This window comes from Microbacterium sp. NPDC058389 (assembly GCF_042722305.1).
Lineage (GTDB): Bacteria > Actinomycetota > Actinomycetes > Actinomycetales > Microbacteriaceae > Microbacterium.
Genome location: NZ_JBHXJQ010000006.1, coordinates 192161 through 210952, shown reverse-complemented (window position 1 = coordinate 210952; position 18792 = coordinate 192161). Strand labels below are relative to the sequence as shown.

19 protein-coding genes are annotated in these 18792 nt (G+C 74.3%); 10 read left to right on the top strand and 9 right to left on the bottom strand.

Annotated features, from left to right (window positions below):
• Positions 1-9 precede the first annotated feature (9 nt).
• From ACFWJ8_RS10815 to ACFWJ8_RS10800, 4 genes are all read left to right on the top strand, one after another.
• Complete coding sequence (locus ACFWJ8_RS10815) at positions 10-2463, top strand: FdhF/YdeP family oxidoreductase (protein ID WP_378811247.1); 2454 nt, start codon at positions 10-12, stop codon at positions 2461-2463.
• Between the two features lie 91 nt (positions 2464-2554).
• The gene (locus ACFWJ8_RS10810; protein ID WP_378811245.1) at positions 2555-3775 is read left to right on the top strand and encodes a nitrate/nitrite transporter; all 1221 of its coding nucleotides are present in this window, start codon (positions 2555-2557) and stop codon (positions 3773-3775) included.
• Between the two features lie 71 nt (positions 3776-3846).
• The gene (locus tag ACFWJ8_RS10805; protein ID WP_378811244.1) at positions 3847-4326 is read left to right on the top strand and encodes a molybdenum cofactor biosynthesis protein B; all 480 of its coding nucleotides are present in this window, start codon (positions 3847-3849) and stop codon (positions 4324-4326) included.
• The gene (locus ACFWJ8_RS10800) at positions 4326-4775 is read left to right on the top strand and encodes a molybdenum cofactor biosynthesis protein MoaE (RefSeq protein WP_378811243.1); all 450 of its coding nucleotides are present in this window, start codon (positions 4326-4328) and stop codon (positions 4773-4775) included. Before ACFWJ8_RS10805 ends, ACFWJ8_RS10800 begins: the two co-directional genes overlap by 1 nt.
• 22 nt (positions 4776-4797) lie before the next feature.
• Here ACFWJ8_RS10800 and ACFWJ8_RS10795 read toward each other — a convergent pair whose 3' ends face one another.
• From ACFWJ8_RS10795 to ACFWJ8_RS10770, 6 genes are read right to left on the bottom strand one after another with little or no spacing between them, the layout of a single operon-like run.
• Positions 4798-5031, bottom strand: coding sequence for a MoaD/ThiS family protein (locus ACFWJ8_RS10795; protein WP_378811242.1), 234 nt, complete (start codon positions 5029-5031; stop codon positions 4798-4800).
• A complete protein-coding gene (locus ACFWJ8_RS10790) occupies positions 5031-5300 on the bottom strand; it encodes a DUF6457 domain-containing protein (protein WP_378811240.1) in 270 nt (89 codons plus the stop codon). Before ACFWJ8_RS10790 ends, ACFWJ8_RS10795 begins: the two co-directional genes overlap by 1 nt.
• Positions 5297-5938: a molybdenum cofactor guanylyltransferase gene (locus ACFWJ8_RS10785; protein WP_378811238.1), complete on the bottom strand. Its 642-nt coding sequence runs from the start codon at positions 5936-5938 to the stop codon at positions 5297-5299. Before ACFWJ8_RS10785 ends, ACFWJ8_RS10790 begins: the two co-directional genes overlap by 4 nt.
• Positions 5935-6441 (bottom strand): cyclic pyranopterin monophosphate synthase MoaC, encoded by a 507-nt coding sequence (moaC, locus tag ACFWJ8_RS10780; RefSeq protein WP_378811237.1) that lies wholly within the window; start codon positions 6439-6441, stop codon positions 5935-5937. Before moaC ends, ACFWJ8_RS10785 begins: the two co-directional genes overlap by 4 nt.
• Positions 6438-7679: a gephyrin-like molybdotransferase Glp gene (gene glp / locus ACFWJ8_RS10775; protein WP_378811236.1), complete on the bottom strand. Its 1242-nt coding sequence runs from the start codon at positions 7677-7679 to the stop codon at positions 6438-6440. Before glp ends, moaC begins: the two co-directional genes overlap by 4 nt.
• Positions 7676-8785 carry a ThiF family adenylyltransferase gene (locus ACFWJ8_RS10770; protein ID WP_378811234.1) on the bottom strand — a complete coding sequence of 370 codons (1110 nt, stop codon included), beginning with the start codon at positions 8783-8785 and terminating at the stop codon, positions 7676-7678. The genes glp and ACFWJ8_RS10770 overlap by 4 nt, the downstream gene beginning before the upstream one ends.
• 200 nt (positions 8786-8985) lie before the next feature.
• On the opposite strand from ACFWJ8_RS10770, the gene ACFWJ8_RS10765 reads away from it, so the two are divergent.
• The 6 genes from ACFWJ8_RS10765 to ACFWJ8_RS10740 all read left to right on the top strand — a co-directional run bounded on the left by ACFWJ8_RS10765 (position 8986) and on the right by ACFWJ8_RS10740 (position 14430).
• Complete coding sequence (locus tag ACFWJ8_RS10765) at positions 8986-9378, top strand: molybdopterin-binding protein (protein WP_378811232.1); 393 nt, start codon at positions 8986-8988, stop codon at positions 9376-9378.
• A gap of 1 nt (position 9379) precedes the next feature.
• On the top strand, positions 9380-10192 hold the full coding sequence (gene modA, locus ACFWJ8_RS10760) for a molybdate ABC transporter substrate-binding protein (RefSeq protein WP_378811230.1): 813 nt from the start codon (positions 9380-9382) through the stop codon (positions 10190-10192).
• Positions 10189-11007 (top strand): ABC transporter permease, encoded by an 819-nt coding sequence (locus ACFWJ8_RS10755; protein WP_378811228.1) that lies wholly within the window; start codon positions 10189-10191, stop codon positions 11005-11007. Before modA ends, ACFWJ8_RS10755 begins: the two co-directional genes overlap by 4 nt.
• Positions 11004-12089, top strand: coding sequence for a sulfate/molybdate ABC transporter ATP-binding protein (locus ACFWJ8_RS10750; protein WP_378811226.1), 1086 nt, complete (start codon positions 11004-11006; stop codon positions 12087-12089). Before ACFWJ8_RS10755 ends, ACFWJ8_RS10750 begins: the two co-directional genes overlap by 4 nt.
• 116 nt (positions 12090-12205) lie before the next feature.
• Entirely contained in the window at positions 12206-12817 is a 612-nt protein-coding gene (locus ACFWJ8_RS10745) for a GNAT family N-acetyltransferase (protein ID WP_378811224.1), read from the top strand.
• A gap of 50 nt (positions 12818-12867) precedes the next feature.
• On the top strand, positions 12868-14430 hold the full coding sequence (locus ACFWJ8_RS10740) for an SDR family oxidoreductase (RefSeq protein ID WP_378811222.1): 1563 nt from the start codon (positions 12868-12870) through the stop codon (positions 14428-14430).
• On the opposite strand, the gene ACFWJ8_RS10735 is transcribed toward ACFWJ8_RS10740, so the two are convergent.
• The 3 genes from ACFWJ8_RS10735 to cydD are packed head-to-tail and all read right to left on the bottom strand — an operon-like array spanning position 14422 to position 18736.
• On the bottom strand, positions 14422-15366 hold the full coding sequence (locus ACFWJ8_RS10735) for a capsular polysaccharide synthesis protein (protein WP_378811220.1): 945 nt from the start codon (positions 15364-15366) through the stop codon (positions 14422-14424). The two genes, ACFWJ8_RS10740 and ACFWJ8_RS10735, sit on opposite strands and share 9 nt — an antisense overlap.
• A gap of 29 nt (positions 15367-15395) precedes the next feature.
• On the bottom strand, positions 15396-17063 hold the full coding sequence (cydC, locus tag ACFWJ8_RS10730; RefSeq protein ID WP_378811219.1) for a thiol reductant ABC exporter subunit CydC: 1668 nt from the start codon (positions 17061-17063) through the stop codon (positions 15396-15398).
• The gene (gene cydD, locus ACFWJ8_RS10725) at positions 17060-18736 is read right to left on the bottom strand and encodes a thiol reductant ABC exporter subunit CydD (RefSeq protein WP_378811334.1); all 1677 of its coding nucleotides are present in this window, start codon (positions 18734-18736) and stop codon (positions 17060-17062) included. Before cydD ends, cydC begins: the two co-directional genes overlap by 4 nt.
• Positions 18737-18792: the final 56 nt, after the last annotated feature.

The window sequence follows — 18792 nt, the reverse complement described above, 5'->3', positions numbered from 1 at the left end:
CCTGGGGGCATGGCGACCAAGCCCCCGGCAGCCGACATCGACGAGTCCCGCGTGCACGTGACGCGACCGAAGCAGGTCGCGGTGGGTGTGCCGGCCGTGCTGCACGCGCTGCAGATCGCGAACGAGCAGATGGGTGTCGCGCGCTCCGTGCAGACGCTGCTGCGCGTCAACCAGAAGGACGGGTTCGACTGCCCCGGCTGCGCCTGGCCGGAGGAGGACAAGCGGCACATCGCCGAGTTCTGCGAGAACGGCGCGAAGGCTGTGGCCGAGGAGGCCACGCTGCGCCGCGTAGGCCCCGAGTTCTTCGCCGCGCACAGTCTTGATGAGCTGCGCGCGCACGACGACTGGTGGCTCGGGCAGCAGGGGCGACTGACGCATCCGATGCTGCTCGAGGAGGGGGCGACCCACTACCGGCCGATCTCGTGGGACGACGCGCTCGCGCTCGTCGCCGACGCGCTGCGCGGCCTCGACGACCCCGACGAGGCGGTGTTCTACACCTCCGGCCGCACCTCGAACGAGGCCGCATTCCTGTACCAGCTGCTCGTGCGCGGCCTCGGCACGAACAACCTGCCCGACTGCTCGAACATGTGCCACGAGTCCTCGGGCTCGGCCTTGACCGAGACGATCGGCATCGGCAAGGGCACGGTGTCGATCGACGACATCCACGAGGCCGACCTGCTCATCGTCGCGGGGCAGAACCCGGGCACCAACCATCCGCGCATGCTGTCGGCGCTCGAGAAGGCCAAGCAGCGTGGCGCCACGATCATCGCGGTGAACCCGCTGCCCGAAGCGGGCCTCCTGCGCTTCGAGAACCCGCAGACCGTCCGCGGCGTCGCCTTCGGCGGGACGCAGCTCGCCGACGGCTTCGTGCAGATCCGCCTGGGCGGCGACCAGGCGCTGTTCCAGGCCATCGGCAAGCATCTGCTGGAGGCCGAGGACGCAGCGACCGGGGCGGTGCTCGACCACGAGTTCATCGCCGCGCACACGAGCGGCTTCGAGGCGTATCGCGACGCGATGCGGGATGCCGCGTGGCCCGACCTGGTGGTCGCCACCGGCATCCCCGAAGATGCGCTGCGGCGCGTGGGCGAGGCGGTGCGCACCTCGAAGGCCACGATCGTCTGCTGGGCCATGGGGCTCACGCAGCACAAGCATTCCGTCGCGACGCTGCGGGACGTCGTGAACGTCCTGCTGCTGCAAGGCAACATCGGCCGCCGGGGCGCCGGCGTGTGTCCGGTGCGCGGCCACTCCAACGTGCAGGGCGACCGCACTGTCGGCATCTACGAGAAGCCGTCCGAGGCGTTCCTGTCGGCCCTCGATCGCGAGTTCGCGTTCGCGGCGCCCCGCGCGCACGGCTACGACACCGTCGAGGCCATCCGGGCGATGCGCGACGGCCGCGTGCGGCTCTTCCTCGGCATGGGCGGCAACTTCGTCTCGGCGACGCCCGACACCGCGGTCGTCGAGGCGGGCATGGCGAACGTCGGGCTCACGGTGCACGTGTCGACCAAGCTCAACCGCTCGCACGTCGTGACGGGGCGCCGCGCGCTGATCCTTCCGACACTCGGACGCACCGACCGCGACCGCAGGGCGGGCGCGGACGGCTCCCTGCGCGAGCAGCGCGTCACCGTCGAGGACTCCATGGGCGCCGTCCACGCGTCGCGCGGTCGGCTCGCGCCGCCGTCCGAGGAGCTGCTCAGCGAGGTCGTGATCGTGGCTCGGCTGTGCGCCCTGGTGTTCGGGGATGCCGGTGCCGGAGCCCGTGCCGCCGCGCCGGCGCCGCTGGCGGCGTCGTTCGACCACGCCCTGCCCGAGCACGGTGCGGCCGAGGCAGAGCGGCCCGACCCGGCCGCGGTGCGGCATCCACGGAACGTCCCGCACGCCGACTGGGGCGCGCTCGAGGCCGACTACGCGCTCATCCGCGCGCACATCGAGCGGGTGATCCCGGGCTTCGACGACTACGAGCGGCGCATCGACAAGGGGCGCACGCTGCACCTGCCGAACGGGCCCCGCGACGCGCGGCGCTTCGCGACCGCGGACGGGCGGGCGCGGTTCACCGTGAACCCGCTGGAGTTCCCCGTGATCCCCGAGGGCCGGCTGCTGCTGCAGACGTTGCGGTCGCACGATCAGTACAACACGACGATCTACGGCAAGGACGACCGCTACCGGGGCATCCACGGCGGTCGCCGCGTCGTGCTCGTGAACGCGCTCGACATCGCGGCGCTCGGCGTCACGGAAGGCGCCGTCGTCGACCTGGTGTCGGAGTGGGCCGGCCCCGACGGTGCGGTCGAGGAGCGCCGCGCCGCGGAGTTCCGCGTCGTCGCGTACTCGACGCCGCGAGGCAACGCCGCCGCGTACTACCCCGAGACCAACGTGCTCGTGCCGCTGGACTCGGTCGCCGACGTGTCGGGCACGCCCACCTCGAAGTCCGTCGTGGTGCGCCTGGAGCCGCGGGAGCCCGTCGGCTAGCGGCGTCCCCGACGGCCGCCGGCGCGCCCGCGGCCATTGCGCCTCCCGCGGCCGCGCCGATACGGTCGTGCCCAGACGACGGGAGACCCTGATGAGCACGACTGTCGACACCGAGACCCAGCCCTCGTTGAAGGGCGGGCTCGCCCAGGTCATCCTCGCCACCCTCGCGTCGACGGTCGGGTTCTGGGCCTGGATGTCGATCTCGCCGCTGCAGGGCGTGTACGCCGACGAGATGAGCCTGGACCAGGGTCAGATCTCGGTCATGCTGGCCATGCCCGTCCTCGTGGGTGCCCTGGGTCGCGTCCCGGTGGGGGCGTTCACCGATCGGTTCGGCGGACGCCGCGTGTTCACGCTCGTGCTGCTGGCCGGCGTCCCCGCGGTGCTGCTCGTCGCGCTCGCCGGGTCGATCGCGAGCTATCCGCTGCTGCTGGTCGCGGCCTTCCTGCTCGGCATCCCTGGCACGATCTTCGCGGCCGGCATCCCGTTCTCCAGCGCGTGGTTCCCACCCGCGCGCCGCGGCTTCGCGACCGGCGTGTTCGGCATGGGGATGATCGGCACGGCGGTGTCGGCGTTCTTCACGCCGCGGCTGGCGCTGAGCATCGGGTACCTGCCCACGCACCTGCTCATCGCGGGGATCATGGTCGCGATGGCGGTGCTGGTGTGGCTGGTGATGCGCGACTCGCCTGCGTGGAAGGCCAGCCGCCAGCCCCTCGTGCCGAAGGTCATCGGCGCGTTGAAGCTCCCGATCACGTGGGAGATGTCGTTCCTGTACGCCATCGTGTTCGGCGGCTTCGTGGCCTTCTCGACGTTCCTGCCGAAATACCTCACGACCATCTACCCGGACGACGTGGATGCCGTCGGCGCCGGCACCCGCACCGCGATGTTCGCGGCGGCCGCCGTCATCGCCCGGCCGATCGGCGGCGTCCTGGCCGACCGGCTCGGGCCGAAGATCGTCACGCTCGTCTCGCTCGCCGGCATCGTGGCCGCCGCGTACGTCGTCGGGCAGCAGCCGCCTGAAGGCGTGCTCACCGGTGTCACGTTCCTGCTGATGGCGGCGGCCATGGGACTCGGCATGGGCGCCGTGTTCGCGTGGGTCGGCCCCTCGACCCCGCCCGACAAGGCCGGCGCGGTGACCGGCGTCGTTGCCGCCGCCGGCGGCCTCGGCGGCTACTTCCCACCCCTGGTCATGGGTGCCACCTACAACGCCGAGACCAACTCCTACGCGCTCGGGCTGTGGCTGCTGATCCTCGTGGCCGCGGGCGCGCTCGTGGTCGCCGGCATGCTGCGCGACGCCCGCCCGACGAAGGCCTGACGCCCGCCCGACGAAGGCCTGACGCCGAGCGCGCACGGTTCGCGGCATCCATTCTTGTCTAGGCTGGGCGCATGACCCGAGCCGCCGTCGTGACCGTGTCGGACCGTGCGGCCCAGGGCGCCCGCGAGGACGCGAGCGGTCCCGTCGCCGTCGCCGCACTGCGCGAGGCCGGGTTCGACTGCGCCGACGCGATCGTCGTGCCCGACGGTGCCGACAGCGTCGAGCGTGCGCTCACTGCGCTCGTCATCACGGGCGTCGGACTGGTGATCACCACGGGCGGCACGGGCGTCGCCCCGCGCGACCAGACGCCCGAGGGCACGGCCCGTGTCGTGACCCGCCAGGTGCCCGGCATCGCCGAGGAGCTGCGGCGCCGCGGCGCCCTGGAGAAGCCCGCCGGCATGCTGACGCGCGGGATCGCGGGAGTCGTCGACCCGCACGGGGTGCTCGTCGTCAACCTGCCCGGATCGCCCGCCGGCGTCGCCTCGGGGATGCCGGTGGTGCTGTCGGTCGCGCGCCACGTGATCGACCAGCTCGGCGGGGGCGACCACTGATGCCCGAGACCGGCACCGGGACCGACGCCGTGCGGCTCGCGGCCATCAGCGCCGAGCCGCTCGACCTCGACGCGCACCTGCGCGCCGTCGACGACCCCCGTATGGGCGCCGTCACGACGTTCGTGGGGCGCGTGCGCGACCACGATCCGGATGCCGCCACCGACGTGGTGGCGCTCGAGTACTCCGCGCACCCCGATGCACCGGCCGCGCTCGCGCGCCTGGCCTCCGAGGCCGTCGGCGACACGGGTGCGCTCGTGGCCGTGTCGCATCGCATCGGCACGCTCGCAGTCGGCGATGCGGCCGTCGTGATCGCGGTGGCCTCCGCGCACCGCGCCGAGGCGTTCGAGGTGTGCCGCACGCTCATCGAGACGATCAAGACCGGGCTGCCGGTCTGGAAGCGTCAGCTCGAGTCCGACGGCACTGCGACCTGGCTCGGGCTCGGCGGCTGACGCGTCGGTCTCCGCCGGCGGCTCAGCCGCCGGCGAACGGGGGCAGCACGTCGACGAGCTCGTCGGCGCCGAGGGTCGTGTCGTCGGCCACGCGCGAGCCGCCCACGAGCACGGCGCAACGGGGCAGGATGCCGCCGAGACCCGGGTATGCGGCCGACACGGCGTCGCGGAGGGCGCCGAGGGTCGTCTCGTCGCGGCGCTCGGTGTCGAGACCGGTGGCCTCCTGCGCGGCGGCGAAGTATCGGACGACGGCCACTACTGCTCCCAGCCCTCGGCGAGGTCGGCCACCTCGCGCAGCGCGGCGATGACCTGGGCGGGGTCGGTGCCGGCACGTCCGGCGACGAGCCCGGCGGCGAAGGCTCCGAGCGGTGCGGCGGGGCGGGCGACGCTGTTCGCCACGATCCTGGTGAGGTCGAGCACGGCTGCGACCGGCACGTCGTCGGGCGACAGGCCCAGACGCTCGCGGAGCGCCGCGGCCCAGTCGTCGAGGGCCTCGGGCGGAAGGCTGCGGGACTGGTCGCTCATGACGGCTCCTCACTGGCGCGGTGCGGCGGGTGCGCGGACGCGGCGCCCGCGCGAGCGCGGGCCTCCTCCAGATCCTCCCACGTGTCGACGTCGCGAGTCAGGTCGCCCGGCACCGAGGCGACGGTGATCGCCAGGTCGTCGAGGAGCGCGCGCATCGAGGCATCCACCCCGCCATTCGGAAGAGCGGATGCCGCCGCCCGCAGCGCGCGCGTGCGGTAGACGCCGATCAGCCACTGCGGCCGGCTCGACGCGTCGCCCAGGCACAGGCCGTCGGTGTCGGCGGGGACGAGCACGATGTCGGCCACGAGCCGGCGCACGGCCGCGTCGACCGCCGGGAGGTCGCAGGCCAGCAGCAGCGTCCAGTCCGGGTCGTCCGCCGCCGGCCACGACGCGAGGGCGGCGACGGTCGCGGCGGCGGGGCCGGTGAACGGTGGGTCCTCGCGGATCCACGTGACGGGGAGTGCCTCGTCGAGCACGGGGGCGACCACCGTGACGGGGCGGGCCCCGGCGGCGAGGGCGGCGTGCGCCGCGGCGGCGAGCAGAGTGCGTCCGCCGACGTCGAAGAGCGGCTTGGCGGCGCCGTCGACGCGCGTCGCGCGGCCGCCGGCGAGCAGGATCGCGCCGAGCCGGGTCGTCACGGCCGCGTGTCGCCCTGCTCAGCAGAACGGTGCCAGTCGCCGCTCTTGCCGCCGGTCTTGGCGATGATGCGCACCTGCTCGATCGACGTGCCCTTGTCGAGCCCCTTCACCATGTCGACCACGGCGAGGGCCGCCACCGAGACGGCGGTGAGCGCCTCCATCTCGACACCGGTGCGATCGGCGGTGCGCACCGTGGCCTCGACGGCCACCCCGTCGTCGACGATCGAGAGATCGACCGCGGCTCCGTGCACGCCGATCACGTGCGCGAGCGGCAGCAGTTCGGGAGTGCGCTTGGCGGCCTGGATGCCGGCGATCCGGGCCACCGCCAGGACGTCGCCCTTGGGCACCGCGCCGTCGCGGAGTGCGGCGACCACGTGCGGAGCGCATCGCACGAACCCGCGCGCCGTGGCGGAGCGGACCGTCGGCTGCTTGAGCGTGACGTCCACCATGCGCGCGTGGCCGGCGGCGTCGAGGTGCGTGAACGTGGGCTCGTCGGTGGTCATGAGATCAGCATGACATCGACGAGGTCGCCCTCGGCGACGGCATCCACCTCCGCGGGGACGATCGCGTACGCCTCGGCGCGGCCCAGTCCGCCCGCGAGGTGCGACCCGCCCGAGGTCGCCGGGCGGACGCGCCACGCCCGCGGATCCGCGCGGTCGATCGTGGCAGGGAGGTACTGCCGACGCCCCGGCGGCGTGCGCCATCCGGCCGCCGCCGGCAGCGACAGCACGCGCCGATCGGCCGCCGTGCGGCCCTGCAGGCGCAGCAGCGCGGGACGCACGAACACCTCGAACGACACCGCGGCGCTCACCGGATTGCCCGGCAGGCCGAACAGCAGCACGCCGGACGGCAGCCGGCCGAACCCCTGCGGCTTGCCCGGCTGCATCGCGAGCTTGGTGAACGACATGGTCTGCGCGAGCGTCGTCTTCACGACCTCGTACGCACCGGCGCTGACGCCGCCCGAGAACACCACGACGTCGGCCGCGCCGCCTTCGGGAGCAGCGACCTCGGCGAGCAGCGCGTCCAGCAGCGCCGGTTCGTCGGGCACGCTCTCGCGGCGGACGACGACGGCACCCGCGTCGGCGGCGAGCCCCGCCAGCAGCACGCTGTTGGACTCGGGGATCTGGCCGCGCAGAAGCGGCTCGCCCGGTGCCACGAGCTCGCTGCCCGTCGAGATCACGGCGACCCGGGGATGCCGCGTCACCACGACCTCGGCGACGCCGGCCGCGGCGGCCGCAGCCGCCTGCAGCGGACCCATCAGCACGCCGGCGGGCAGCACCTCGGCACCGACCAGGGCGTCCTCGCCGGCGCGGCGGACGTGCGCGCCGGGTGCGCGCGGCGCGCGGAGGACACGCACCTCGCCGAGCGAGTCGGCCAGGCCGCCCTCGGTGTCCTCGAACGGCACGATCGCGTCGGCGTCCGCCGGGACGGGCGATCCGGTCATGATGCGCGCGGCCTCGCCTGGGCGAAGCACCGGGTCGGCGTCGGTGCCGGCGGGGAGGTCGGCGACCACCTGCAGCACGGCGGGGGCGTGCTCGGCGGCATCCACGACGTCCGCGAAGCGCACCGCGAACCCGTCCATCGCGGAGTTGTCGAACACGGGGATGTCGACCGCCGCGCGCACGGGCTCGCGCAGCGTACGGCCGTACGCCTCGGCCAGGGCGACGGGCCCGGCGGGGAGCGGCGCCGCCGCGGCCAGCACGTCGGCCAGATGCTCCTCGACCGTGCGGAGGTCGCTCATGCGGTGACCGTCGCGCGCATCCACGCGTCCAGACCGCCGGCGAGGACGGATGCCTCGACCCCCGCGTCGCGCAGGGCCCGGGCTGCGCGTTGCGCGCGCATGCCCACCTGGCACACCACGACCACGCGGGGGGCCTCGATGCGCGCGGGATCGGCGAGCACGTCGCCGAGCGGCATCAGCACCGAGCCCGGGATCACGCCGCGCGCCGTCTCGGCGGGTTCGCGCACGTCGAGCAGCACGGCCCCGGCGCGCTGCGCGGCCAGCGCCTGGTCGGGCGTCAGCTGCGGCACGGGCGTTGCAGCGGCGGGAGCGTCGGCCACCGCGGGCGCGGGCGGTGCCGCGGCGGGTCGCAGCGGCACCTCGTCGGTGCGCCCGCGCAGCGCATCGATCACGAGCACGCGTCCGTACAGGGGCTCGCCGATGCCGGTCACGAGCTTGATCGCCTCGGTCGCGAGCAGCGACCCCACCTGCAGGCACAGCGCGCCGAGCACGCCCACCTGGGCGCACGAAGGCGCGTCGGCGGCGGCATCCGGGGGGTACAGATCCGCGAGCCGCAGCGGCGCGGTGCCGGCGGGCGGCGCCGACCAGAACACGGTCGCCTGCGCGTGGAACTCCTGCACGACGCCCCACACCAGCGGCACCCCGAGCTGCTCGCACGCGGCGGCCACCGCCTCACGCGTCGGGAACGTGTCGGTGCCGTCGATCACGACATCGGCCCCGGCCAGCAGCTCGCACGCGTTCTCGGCGGTGAGCGCGGCCCGCACCGGCCGCACCACCGTCGTGGGGGACAGCTCGGCGGCGATGCGGACGGCCGAGTCGACCTTCGGCGCGCCCACGTCGGACACGCGGTGCATCACCTGGCGCTGCAGATTGGATGCCTCGACCTCGTCGTCGTCGATCACGGTGAGGGTGCCGACACCCGCCGCCGCCAGCGCCAGCACCGCGGGGGAGCCGAGGCCTCCCGCCCCGACCACGGCGATGTGGGCGGCCGCGAGGCGGCGCTGGGCGACATCGCCGAAACCGGCGAGCACGCGGTGGCGCGCCGTGCGCGTCTGCTCGGCGTCGCTGAGCGCGGCGACCGGCTCCACGAGCGGATCAAAGGCCATGCCCACAGGCTAGCCGTGCCCGGCGGCATCGCGGCCGGGGTCTCGCGGGGGAGGAGATGTCACGAGCGGAGGGCGGGTCCGGGCGCCGGCGTCGTCCGCTCGTGACATCTTCTCCTCACGGGCCAGCGCCACGGGCTGCCATCCGCAACTGCGGGGAAAAGTGGGTGATCACGCCGCATGCGCGGTGCTAGGTTGTGGCCGTGACGAGTTACAAGATCGCCGAGGCCGCGCGGCTGCTCGGCGTGAGCGACGACACCGTGCGTCGGTGGGTGGATGCCGGCACCCTGCCGACGACCGGCGCCTCGCCGATCGAGATCCCCGGCGCCGCGCTCGCCGCGCGCGCGGTGGAGCTCGCCGAGACCCCCGCCGACCCCGCGGACGTGCTCTCCAGCGCCCGCAACCGGTTCGTGGGGCTCGTGACCCGCGTGCAGGCGGACGGCGTGATGGCGCAGGTCGACATCCAGTCCGGACCCCATCGCGTCGTCTCGCTCATGTCGTCCGAGGCGGTGCGCGAGCTCGGGCTCGAGCCCGGCTCGCTCGCCGTCGCCGTCGTCAAGGCCACCACCGTCATCGTCGAAACCCCGAAAGGCTGACATGCGCCGTCCCGTCCTGGCCCGCACCGCCGTCGTCCTCACCGCGCTCGCCCTCGGCCTGACCGGGTGCGCGACCGCCACCGGCGATCAGGATCCGGCGGCGACGTCGCCTGCGACGACCGAACCCGCGGGGCCCGAGCTCACCGGCGAGCTGACGGTGTACGCCGCTGCGTCGCTCAAGGGCGCGTTCGACGAGCTCGCGACCGACTTCGAGGAGCAGCATCCCTCGCTCGACGTGCAGCCGATCACCTACGACGGCTCGTCGACGCTCGCCACCCAGATCATCGAGGGCGCGCCCGCCGACGTCTTCGCCTCAGCGGACGAGAAGAACATGCAGAAGGTCGTCGACGCGGGACTCGCGAGCGGTCCTGAGCTGTTCGCCAGCAACACCCTCGTGCTCGTCGTGCCGGCGGGCAACCCGGGCGGCGTCACCGGGCTCGACGACCTCGCGAACCCCGATCTGACCGTCGTCCTCTGCGCCGCCGAGGTGCCGTGCGGCGCGGCATCCACCACCCTGCTCTCGAACGCGGGCGTCACGGCGAGCGTCGACAGCTACGAGCAGAACGTGACCGCCGTGCTCACCAAGGTCGCCGCGGGCGAGGCCGACGCCGGACTCGTCTACGTGACCGACGCCGCCGCGACGGACGAGGTCGACACCGTCGAGGTCGACGGCGCCGACGCGGTCGTCAACCACTACCCGATCGCCGGGCTGGACGGCTCGGCGAACGCCGACGCCGCCGACGCGTTCGTCGCCTTCGTGCTCGGGGACAAGGGCCAGGAGGTGCTCGCGTCGTTCGGCTTCGGGGCGCCGTGACCGGCGTCTCCGCGCGCACCGAGCGGACGGGGTTCGTGCCCCGCGTGCTCATCGTGCCCGCCGTGCTCGGCCTCGCGCTGCTCATCCTTCCGCTCGGCGCCCTCGTGCTCCGGGTGGAGTGGTCGACGCTGTGGAGCGACGTCACGTCGCCGCAGGCGGTCGCCGCACTCGGACTGTCGCTGCTCACCGGCGCGATCGCGACCGCGGTGTGCGTCGTGCTGGGCGTGCCGCTCGCGCTCCTCATCGCCCGCAGCGACGACCGTACGGCGGGGGCGCTGCGCGCACTCGTGACCGTGCCGCTCGTGCTGCCGCCCATGGTGGGCGGCGTGGCGATGCTGTTCCTGTTCGGCCGGACGAGCTGGCTGGGCGGCGCGCTCGCCGAGTGGGGCATCCGCATCCCGTTCACGACCACCGCCGTGGTGCTCGCCCAGACGTTCGTGGCGCTGCCGTTCCTCGTCCTGGCGCTGGAGGGCTCGCTGCGCGCCACCGGCACGGGCTACGAGCAGGCCGCCGCGGGACTCGGGGCCGGACGCTGGACGATCCTCGCCCGCGTGACGCTGCCGCTCGCCGCCCCCGGACTCGTCGCGGGCATCGTGCTGTGCTTCGCCCGGGCCATCGGCGAGTTCGGTGCGACGGCGCTGTTCGCCGGCAACGCGCCGGGCGTCACGCAGACGATGCCCCTCGCGATCTACACGGCGTTCAACGGCGCCGGCGTCTCGCAGGGCACCGCCGTCGCGCTGTCGCTGCTGCTGCTCGTCACGGCCGTGGGCGTGCTGCTGCTCGTGCGCGCGTGGCGGGTGGAGACGCCGCGATGAGCGGATCCGTGGATGCCGTCACGCCGGGGATCGCCGGAGGCCTCGAGGTGCGGGTCGTCGCGCGGCGAGGCGGGTTCGTGCTCGACGCCGAGCTGCAGGTGCCCGCCGGCGAGGTCGTGGCGCTCATGGGGCCGAGCGGCGCAGGCAAGTCGACCCTGCTCGGGGTGCTCGCCGGACTCACCGCCTTCGACGAGGGCGCCGTGCGGCTGCACGGGCGCACGCTCGATGATGGGCCGGGGCGGCGCACGCCGCCGTCGGCGCGCGGAGTGGTGCTGCTCGGTCAGGACCCGCGCCTGTTCCCGCACCTCACCGCGCTCGAGAACGTCGCCTTCGGCCTGCGCGTGCGCGGCGCCTCGAAGGTGGACGCCGACGCCGGCGCCGCCGACTGGCTGCGCCGCGTCGGGCTGCACGACCACGGCGGGCGCCGGCCCGCGAAGCTGTCGGGGGGCCAGCAGCAGCGCGTCGCGCTCGCACGTGCGCTCGCGACGGCGCCCGCCGCGATCCTCCTCGACGAGCCGCTCACGTCGCTCGACACCGAGACCGCCGGTGATGTGCGCGCGCTGCTGCACCGGCAGCTCGCCGAGACGGGCACGACCGCGATCGTCGCGACCCACGACGCCGTCGACGCGGTGGCCCTCGCGTCACGCCTGGTCGTGCTCGAAGCGGGACGGGTCACCCAGTCGGGCCCGGTGCGCGACGTGCTCGCGACCCCGGCGACGCGGTTCGCGGCCGCGGTGGCCGGGCTCAATCGCGTCGTCGGACGAGTGGATGCCGCGACCTGGCGCGCCGGAGGCCTCGTGCTTCCCGTGACGGAGGCCGCGGCATCCCTCGTCCCGGCGGGAGAGCTGGCGGCCGTGTTCGGGCCGGCGGAGGTGCGGATCATCGACACCCCGGCCGGCCGGCCGGCCGAGTGGGCGGCGCGGGTCGTCCGCCTGGAGCAGACGCCCGCCGGGGTGCGCGTGCGGACCGCCGATCCCGACGTCGCCGTCGACCTGCCCGCGAGCCGCGCCGCGGGCTGGGAACCGGGCACGACGCTGACCCTGGCCGTCGACCCCGCGGCTGTCCGGTTCTTCGTCGTGTGAGGCGCCCGCGCGCGCGTTCGTGGGTCACGACCCGCGGCATCGACACGCACGAACCCGCGCGTCGTGACACGCGAAGCGGCGGTGGGACCGGAGCGGCGGCGCCCTAGACTCACGGGGTGACCCGCATCCGTCCGTTCCGCCCCGGTGACGAGCCGGCGCTCTCCGACATCTGCCTGAAGACCGCCGACGCCGGCGTCGACGCCACCGGCGTGCTCGACGACGACGATCTGTGGGGCGAGATCTTCGTGCTGCCGTATGTCGTCCGGCATCCCGAGTTCGCGTTCGTCGTCGAGACCGACGACGGCCGCGTCGTGGGCTACATCGTGAGCGCCCCCGACTCGTCGGCCTTCGAGGACTGGTTCGAGCACGAATGGTGGCCGAGGTTCCACGACCGCTGGCCGAAGCCCGAAGGCGACCCGCTGCCGGTCAGCGCGTCGCGCCAGGACGGGATCGTGCGGTACGCGTACGCGCGGCACGGCGGCTCGCAGCCCTTCGGCGACGAGTACCCCGCGCACCTGCACATCGACCTGCTGCCCGAGACGCAGGGACAGGGGCTCGGTCGTGAGCTCATCGCGACGCTCGAACGATCGCTGCGCGACGCGGGCGTACCCGGGCTGCACCTGGTCGCGGCGGCCGAGAACGCGGGCGCCATCGCCTTCTATCCGCGCGTCGGGTTCGAGGCCCTGCCGTCGCCGGAGGGCACGGCGGTCTTCGCCAAGCGTCTCTGACGGCTCGCCGGCCCTGCCGCTCCCGCACGCCGGCACGTAGTCTGCCGGTTGTGGAGGACGTCTCGGCACCCACCGGCCACGAGCCCGCGCTGTCCGCGCGGCCGCGCGTGGACGGCAGCGCCCCGCGCGCACTCGTGCTGGGCGCGACCGGCTACATCGGAGGTCGTCTCGTGCCGCGGCTGCTGGGCGCGGGGTACCGCGTCCGCGTGCTCGTCAGGGACCCCTCCCGTGCGGCGGCGTTCCCATGGGGAGACCGGGTCGAGGTCGTCCAGGGCGACGCGCGCGATGCGGTCGCCGTCGGCGAGGCGGTGCGCGACGTCGACGTGCTCTACTACCTCGTCCACTCGATGGCGGGCGGCAAGGACTTCCACGACGCCGACGAGCAGGCGGCGCGGACCGTCGGCGATGCCGCGGCGGCAGCCTCGGTCGGCCGCATCGTGTACCTCGGCGGGCTGCACCCCGAGGGAGTGCCGCTGTCGCCGCATCTGCGCTCCCGCGTCGAGGTGGGCCGCACCCTCCTCGCCAGCGGCGTGCCGACGCTCGTGCTGCAGGCGGGTGTCGTCATCGGCTCGGGCTCCGCCTCGTTCGAGATGGTGCGTCACCTCACCGAGGTGCTGCCGTACATGCCCGCGCCGAAGTGGGTGCGCAACCGCATCCAGCCCATCGCCGTGCGCGACGTGCTGCACTACCTGCTGGGCGCGGCGCGGGTGCCCGCCGATGTGAACCGTGCGGTCGACATCGGCGGGCCCGACGTTCTCCGATACGGCCAGATGATGAACGGGTACGCGGTCGAGGCAGGACTGCGCCAGCGGCCGATCGCCGCGCTCCCGGTGCTCACACCGCGCCTCGCCTCGCACTGGGTCGGCCTCGTGACGCCGATTCCCCGAGCGCTCGCCGTGCCGCTCGTCGAGTCGCTGCAGAACGAGTGCGTCATGAAGGAGCACGACGTCGACGCGCTCATCCCGCCACCCGAGGGCGGCCTCGTGCCATACCGCACCGCGGTGCGGCTGGCGCTCGGACGTGTCGCCGCCGACACGATCGAGACGAGCTGGCAGGACGCCCCGGTGCTCGGCGCACCGAGCGATCCGCTCCCGAACGACCCGGACTGGGCGGGGCGGGTCGTCTTCACCGACGCGCGTTCGGTGCACACGTCCGCGTCGCCGGAGGCGCTGTGGCAGGTGATCGTGGGCATCGGCGGCGAGAACGGGTGGTACTCGTCACCGTTGCTGTGGGCCGTCCGCGGGTGGATGGACCGCATCGTCGGCGGCATCGGGCTGGCCCGCGGCCGGCGCAGCCGCGAGCGACTCGCGGTCGGCGACGCGCTCGACTTCTGGCGTGTGGAGGCGATGGATCCGGGCCGGATGCTGCGGCTGCGTGCCGAGATGAAGGTGCCCGGGTCGGCCTGGCTCGAGCTCCGCGCCGGCGCCGACGCCCCACGCGGCGGGTCGCGCTACGACCAGCGTGCCGTCTTCTTCCCGCGCGGGCTCGCAGGGCGTCTGTACTGGCTCGCGGTGCTCCCGTTCCACGGCTTCATCTTCGCCGGAATGGCGCGACGCATCACCGCCGTCGCCGAGACCGCTCCCGCCGCCGATGAGCCTGCGGCGTCAGCCTGACAGCAGCGCCTGGCCCGACACGAGCCGGTCGAGCACCGAGCCCGGCGGCACGCTGTCGTACTTGTAACTGAGCTTCTGCACGATCGAGGTGCCCGCGACGAAGCGCATGGCGTCGGCATCCCACGGCTGCATCATGCCGAGCTGCAGCAGGTGGCTGGCGCCCGCCGAGAGCGTCGGCGTGGCGAGCCACTGCCCGTGGAACTCGGGCACCAGGTCGTACAGCACCTCGAAGATGCGGTGGTACAGGAAGTAGTCCGGGATGCCGCCCCCGGACTCCCACCACGCCTGCAGCGTGAGGCGCTGCAGGCGGATGAGCGGCGTGCCCGCCACGGCGGCGATGAACCAGTTGCCGATCTGACGACGGGTCCAGCGCGGGTAGAGCGCACCCGCGGTGAGCAGCGGCGCGACGGCCTCCGGAAGCGGCGCAGGCGCCCAGCAGGTGGCATCGACCCAGATGCCGCCGAGGCGGTCGAGCACGCTCACCCGCACGAAGTCCGAGAAGTGCGCGGGGTGGTCGTTCTCGAGGGCCTGGGCGACGGCATCCGGGATCTCCACGAGCTCACGCGCGGAGGCGCCGTCGAGCACCGTCAGCGGTGTCGGCAGATCGGCGTGCAGCCGCGTCAGCTCGGCGATGCAGGCCTGCACGAGAGGCGGCGCCGTGTCGATCGGGCTGTTCCAGAACGTGTAGAGGTTCAGCGCGGCGGGGTCGACGCGGCCGCCGTCGCGTGCCGCGATCGCCTCGCCGTCGGCGCGCGTTCCCGGCTCGGCCGGCAGCCCCGCCGCGGTGCGCAGCGCCGGCAGGCGCGGGCGCACGAAGTCGGTGAACGTGCGGTAGGCGGCCACGGCCGCCACCGGATCGACGCTGTCCCGGAACCGCTCGGCGCGCTTCAGCTGCGCGTCGAGCCCTTCGAACGGTGTGCGGATGCCGTCGGTCACGGTCCGAGCCTAAGCCGGGGCCGTCGCCGTCACGCGCTGATCACGCGGCCGTCGTCGAGACGGACGACCCGGTCGACGAGGCCGTCGGGGACGGCGACGTGGGAGATCAGCACGACGGCCCGGTCGTCGGGCACGGCGCCCAGCAGGTCGGTCAGCAGCAGGTCGGACGCGTCGGGGTCGACGCCGGCCGTCGGCTCGTCGAGGATCAGCACCGGGAAGCCTCGCAGCAGGGCGCGTGCGAGCGCGATGCGCTGCGCCTGCCCGCCCGACACGAGCGCGCCGCGCTCGCCGACGCGGGCGTCCAGCCCGCCACGCCCGTGCGCCCAGTCGCCCAGCCCGACGCGGCTGAGCACCGCTTCGAGGTCGGCATCCGTCGCGGTGTCGCGCGCGAACAGGAGGTTCTGCCGGATGTCCTCGTCGAAGAGCATGGGATGCTGCTCGCAGAGCCCGACCGTGAGCCGGACGTCGTCAGGGGCGAGGTCGTGCACGGAGTGCTCGCCGAGGTCGTAGCCACCCTCGGTCTCGAGGAAGCGCACCAGGGCATGGGCGAGGGTCGTCTTGCCGGCCCCGCTCGACCCGATCACGAGGACGCGCTCGCCGGGGCGGACCGTGAAGTCGATTCCGTGGAGCGCCGATCCACCGGTGCCGGGCCAGCGCACGTCGGCGGCGCGCAGACGGATGCCGTCGCCGAGCGGCGGGGCCTCTCCGGTGGCCGGCGGGTTCTCGGGTGCCAGCTCGACGGGCGGCGCCGCCGGCACGGCATCCGCGATACGCTCCGCGGACGCGCGCACGCCTCGCCACGCGGACGCGGCGAGGGGGACCGCCGAGAACACCTCGAACACCGCCATCGGCACGAGCACCGCGACCGCGAGTCCCGGTCCGGTCAGCGCCCCGGATGCGGTGCCGGGCGCGGCGACCAGCACGGCGGCGATCGAGGCGGCACCGGCGAGCAGCGACACGAGGGCGGCCGTGCCGGCCTGCGCTCCCGCGCGTCGCACGACGGCACGGCGCAGCGCGGCATCCGCGCGGGCGATGCGCTCGCGGCTCTGCGCCTCGGCGCCGTAGGCGACGAGAACGTCGAGGCTGCCGAGATGATCGAGCACGGCGTCGGCGAGCTCCGCGCGGAGCGGGGCGATCGCGCGCTCGGCGCGGGCGCCCGACAGCCAGCCCCACAGCGTCGCGATACCGGCCGCCACGAGCAGGCAGGCGAGGAGGGTGAGCGCCGCGGGCCACCACACGAACGCGACGAGCACCACCGCGCCCACGGCGACGAGCGCCGAGGACGCGAGCGGCTGCACGACCCGAAGCGGCAGGTTCTGCAGCTCGTCGACGTCGTCGACCAGCGCGCCGAGCACCGAGCCGCGACGCGTGCGCGCGAGCCCGTCGGGTGCGAGCGGGATGAGACGGCGCACGAGGTCGGCCCGCGTCGAGGCGAGCTGGCGGAGAGCGGCGTCGTGACCCGTCAGCCGTTCGAGATAGCGGAACGCGGCGCGCGAGATCGCGAAGAACCGCACCCCGACGACGGCCGCCGACAGGTACAGCACCGGGGGCTGCTCGCTCGCGCGCACGATGAGCCAGGCGCTCACCGCGAGCAGGGCGACCGCCGACGCCTCCGATGCGAAGCCGGCAGCCAGTGCCCACCAGAAGCGCCGCGCGGGCGGCATCGCGCCGCGCAGCACCGCGTTCGCCGACGTCATGCGGGCACCTCCGCCGGCTGCAGCTTCACGACCGCGTCGGCGATCGCCCGCGCCGACATGCGGTGCGAGATCAGCAGGACGACCGCCCCGTCGTCCGCGAGCGAGCGGATGCCGCGCCACAGCCGCGACTCGGTCTCCGGGTCGAGCGCCGAGCTGGGCTCGTCGAGCGCGATCGCGGGAGCGCGGCCGCGCAGGTGCCTGTAGAACGCGCGAGCCACCGCCACGCGCTGCGCCTGGCCGCCCGAGAGCCCCGCACCCTGCACGCCGAGCTCGGACGCCGGGTCGAGGGATTCCGCGCAGGCGAGGCCGAGCGCGCGGAGCACGGTGTCGGCGTCGGGGGAGGGGTCGCCGAGCGCGACGTTGTCGCCCACCGTGCCTGCGAGGAGGCCGGGCTGCTGCCCGGCCCAGGCCAGCCACGTCGAGGGCGGCAGCGTGCGGACGTCGGCGCCGTCGAACGCCGCGACGCCGTCGAACTCCGCGGTACCGCGCAATGCCGCGAACACGCTCGACTTGCCGGCGCCGCTGGGGCCCTCGAGCAGGGTCACGGTCCCCGGCGCCGCCGAGAACGCGACGGGAGGCAGCATCGCCTGGCCGCGGTGGACCCGGAGGTCGCGCAGGACGAGCGATCCCCTTTCGACGGGCTCAGGGACCAGAAGACGCGGCTCCGGCAGGGTCGCCGAGCCTGTCGAGGCGCGTGCGGCGTCCAGCACCGCGAACACGTCCTCGGTTGCGGCGACGCCTTCGGCCGCCGCATGGAACTGCACGCCGACCTGGCGCAGCGGCAGATACGCCTCCGGCGCCAGCAGCAGCACGAACAGGCCCACCGCCAGGGTGAGCGAGCCGTCGATGAGGCGGAACCCGATCGACACCGCGACGATCGCGACCGAGATCGAGGCCAGGAACTCCAGCGCGAACCCCGACAGGAACGACACCCGCAGCACGCGCATCGTCTCGCGACGGTACTCGTCGGTGACACGTTCGACGGATGCTGCCGTCCGGTGCTGCCGCCCGAACACCTTGAGCGTCGACAGGCCCTGCACGGTGTCGGCGAAGCGCGACGCGAGGTGCTGCAGCGTCTGCCACTGCCGCTGCTGCACGGAGCGTGTCGCGAGACCGATCAGCACCATGAAGATCGGGATGAGGGGGAGGGTCAACAGCACCGTCAGGCCCGAGAGCCAGTCCTGCCACCACATGACCGCCAGGATCAGCGGCGTCGCGACGACGGTCTGCACGAGCTGCGGCAGGTAGCGGCCGAAGTACGCCTCGAGCGCATCGAGCCCCCGCCCGGCGGTGACGGCAAGAGCGGCGGAGCCGCGGACCGCGAGCCACTCCGGGCCGAGCGTCCCGACCGCGGCGACGAGCGCGGTGCGCAGCTGCGTCTGCACCCGGGCGGCCGCGCGGGCTGCGACGGCCTCGCGGGACCACAGCAGCAGCGCGCGCAGCGCGACGACGGCCGCGAGCCCTCCGAGCGTCGGAGCGAGTTCGGGCAGCGGCATCCCGTCGATCGCCGAGGTGATCGCCCGCGTGAGCAGCCACGCGAACGCCACGATGACCGCGGTCTGCGCGAGCGCGATCGCCGCGATCGCGACGAAGAAGCCGCGCGATGCGCGCGCGTAGCGCAGCAGCCGCGGGTCGACCGGCGCCTGGGGTGCTTCGGCCTTGCCCCGCGGCACGCTCGTGCGGACGCGGGGCTTCGCCGTGCTTCCTCGTTCCCTCAACGACCGACGCG

Coding starts and splice junctions, on each gene's coding strand:
- modA (WP_378811230.1), top strand. CDS start 9,380: ATGCGCCGTCCCGTCCTGGCCCGCACCGCCGTCGTCCTCACCGCGCTC.
- ACFWJ8_RS10815 (WP_378811247.1), top strand. CDS start 10: ATGGCGACCAAGCCCCCGGCAGCCGACATCGACGAGTCCCGCGTGCAC.
- ACFWJ8_RS10810 (WP_378811245.1), top strand. CDS start 2,555: ATGAGCACGACTGTCGACACCGAGACCCAGCCCTCGTTGAAGGGCGGG.
- ACFWJ8_RS10800 (WP_378811243.1), top strand. CDS start 4,326: ATGCCCGAGACCGGCACCGGGACCGACGCCGTGCGGCTCGCGGCCATC.
- ACFWJ8_RS10750 (WP_378811226.1), top strand. CDS start 11,004: ATGAGCGGATCCGTGGATGCCGTCACGCCGGGGATCGCCGGAGGCCTC.
- ACFWJ8_RS10805 (WP_378811244.1), top strand. CDS start 3,847: ATGACCCGAGCCGCCGTCGTGACCGTGTCGGACCGTGCGGCCCAGGGC.
- ACFWJ8_RS10770 (WP_378811234.1), bottom strand. CDS start 8,785: ATGGCCTTTGATCCGCTCGTGGAGCCGGTCGCCGCGCTCAGCGACGCC.
- ACFWJ8_RS10790 (WP_378811240.1), bottom strand. CDS start 5,300: ATGAGCGACCAGTCCCGCAGCCTTCCGCCCGAGGCCCTCGACGACTGG.
- cydC (WP_378811219.1), bottom strand. CDS start 17,063: ATGACGTCGGCGAACGCGGTGCTGCGCGGCGCGATGCCGCCCGCGCGG.
- moaC (WP_378811237.1), bottom strand. CDS start 6,441: ATGACCACCGACGAGCCCACGTTCACGCACCTCGACGCCGCCGGCCAC.
- glp (WP_378811236.1), bottom strand. CDS start 7,679: ATGAGCGACCTCCGCACGGTCGAGGAGCATCTGGCCGACGTGCTGGCC.